Source organism: Kistimonas asteriae, from assembly GCF_018263925.1.
In the GTDB taxonomy this organism is placed as follows: Bacteria; Pseudomonadota; Gammaproteobacteria; order Pseudomonadales; family Endozoicomonadaceae; genus Kistimonas; species Kistimonas asteriae.
This window is the reverse complement of sequence record NZ_JAEVHF010000039.1, coordinates 1-2,682: the sequence shown is the minus strand read 5'-3', so window position 1 is coordinate 2,682 and position 2,682 is coordinate 1. Positions and strand designations below refer to the sequence as shown.

General features: G+C 55.4%; 1 protein-coding gene. It reads left to right on the top strand.

The annotated features are described in order from the left end of the window. Positions 1-2,682 (top strand): Ig-like domain-containing protein (locus KHS78_RS22120; RefSeq protein WP_211831187.1); only part of this gene is annotated, 2,682 nt, incomplete at both ends.

The following is a 2,682-nucleotide window of genomic DNA, read 5'->3' as shown; positions in this document are numbered from 1 at the left end:
CCCAGCCGGATGAAGGCTCAGTCACTAATAACGGTGATGGGACCTTCAGCTTTAACCCGAACAGTGACTTCCAGGATCTGGCTGCGGGTGAAACCCGTCAGGTTACGTTTACCTATGAAGCGGTGGATGATTCCGGTACGGCAAACGACACCAGCGAACCGGCAACCGTCACGATTACGATCACGGGCACCAACGACAAGCCAACCGCCGAAGTGGCAAGCGTCAGTGCCACGGAAGATGGTGCAGCGGTCACGGGCAGCTTCAGTGCCACGGATGCCGATACCACCGATACCCACACCTACAATATTCTGACCCAGCCCGATGAAGGCTCAGTCACTAATAACGGTGATGGTACCTTCAGCTTTAACCCGAACAGTGATTTTCAGGATCTGGCTGCGGGTGAAACCCGTCAGGTCACGTTCACGTATGAAGCGGTAGATGATTCCGGTACGGCAAACGACACCAGCGAACCGGCTACCGTCACGATTACCATTACAGGCACCAACGACAAGCCAACTGCCGAAGTGGCAAGCGTCAGTGCCACGGAAGATGGCACAGCGGTCACGGGCAGCTTCAGTGCCACGGACGCGGATACCACCGATACCCATACCTTCAACATCCTGACCCAGCCCGATGAAGGCTCAGTCACTAATAACGGTGACGGCACCTTCAGTTTTAACCCGAACAGTGACTTCCAGGATCTGGCTGCGGGTGAAACCCGTCAGGTCACGTTTACCTATGAAGCGGTGGATGATTCCGGTACGGCAAACGACACCAGCGAACCGGCTACCGTCACGATTACCATTACAGGCACCAACGACAAACCGACAGCCGAAGTGGCGAGTGTCAGTGCCACGGAAGATGGTGCAGCGGTCACGGGCAGCTTCGCTGCCACAGACGCCGATACCACTGATACCCATACCTTCAACATCCTGACCCATCCTGATGAAGGCTCAGTCACCAATAACGGTGACGGCACCTTCAGCTTTAACCCGAACAGTGACTTCCAGGATCTGGCTGCGGGTGAAACCCGTCAAGTTACCTTTACCTATGAAGCGGTAGATGATTCCGGTACGGCAAACGACACCAGTGAACCGACTACGGTCACCATCACAGTAACAGGCACCAATGATGCACCTGTCGCTGTGGCTGATACGGGTAATGCTTCTACCGTGGGTTCAACGCGACTGGATGTACTGGCCAACGATACCGATGTCGACAATGATGACGATGCCTCCAACTTCAGCCTGGATGGAGTGAGCATTACTGGCATTGCGGACAGTGATGGCAGTCGTACCACTAATGGCGGCTCTGTCAGTGTGGTGAATAATCAGCTGGAATTCGATCCGGCGGGGGATTTCGATTACCTGGCCATTGGCGAGAGTGCAACGGTCACTGTCAGTTACACCATGAGTGATGACTCAGGAGAGATATCAACAGCCACGGCCACGATCACGGTCAGTGGTACCAACAGTCAGCCGGTGGCCGAACTGGTCAGTGTTGATACGGCGGTGGAAGATGCGGGAGCCGTCTCTGGTAGCTTCAGTGCAACAGATGAAAACCTGAGCGACACTCATACGTTCAATATTCTGAGTCAACCGGATGAAGGCACGGTCACCAATAACGATGATGGTACCTTCAGCTTTAACCCGAACAGTGACTTCCAGGATTTGGCCGTCGGGGAAACCCGTCAGGTTACCTTTACCTATGAGGCAGTGGACAGCTCTGGCGAGGGTAATGCTGCCAGCGCGGCAGCCACGGTCACGGTAACGGTCACCGGTACGAATGATAAGCCGACTGCGGAGGTCGCGAGTGTCAGTGCCACCGAAGATGGCGCAGCGGTCACGGGTAGTTTCAGTGCGACGGATGTCGATACCACTGATACCCACACGTTTAATATTCTGACCCAGCCCGATGAAGGCTCAGTCACTAATAACGGTGACGGCACCTTCAGCTTCAACCCGAACAGTGACTTCCAGGATCTGGCTGCGGGTGAAACCCGTCAGGTTACGTTTACCTATGAAGCGGTGGATGATTCGGGTACCGCAAACGACACCAGCGAACCGGCTACGGTCACGATTACGATTACGGGTACCAATGACAAACCAACCGCCGAAGTCGCGAGTGTCAGTGCGACCGAAGACGGTGCAGCGGTCACGGGCAGCTTCAGTGCCACGGACGCCGATACCACCGATACCCACACGTTTAATATTCTGACCCAGCCCGATGAAGGCTCAGTCACCAATAACGGTGACGGCACCTTCAGCTTTAACCCGAACAGTGACTTCCAGGATCTGGCGGCCGGAGAAACCCGTCAGGTCACGTTTACCTATGAAGCGGTGGATGATTCCGGTACGGCAAACGACACCAGCGAACCGGCCACCGTCACGATTACGATCACGGGCACCAACGACAAGCCAACCGCCGAAGTGGCGAGTGTCAGTGCAACCGAAGATGGCGCAGCGGTCACGGGCAACTTCGGTGCAACGGACGCCGATACCACGGATACCCATACCTTCAACATCCTGACCCAGCCCGATGAAGGCTCAGTCACGAATAACGGTGACGGCACCTTCAGCTTCAACCCGAACAGTGACTTTCAGGATCTGGCTGCGGGTGAAACCCGTCAGGTCACGTTTACCTATGAAGCGGTGGATGATTCCGGTACGGCAAACGATACCA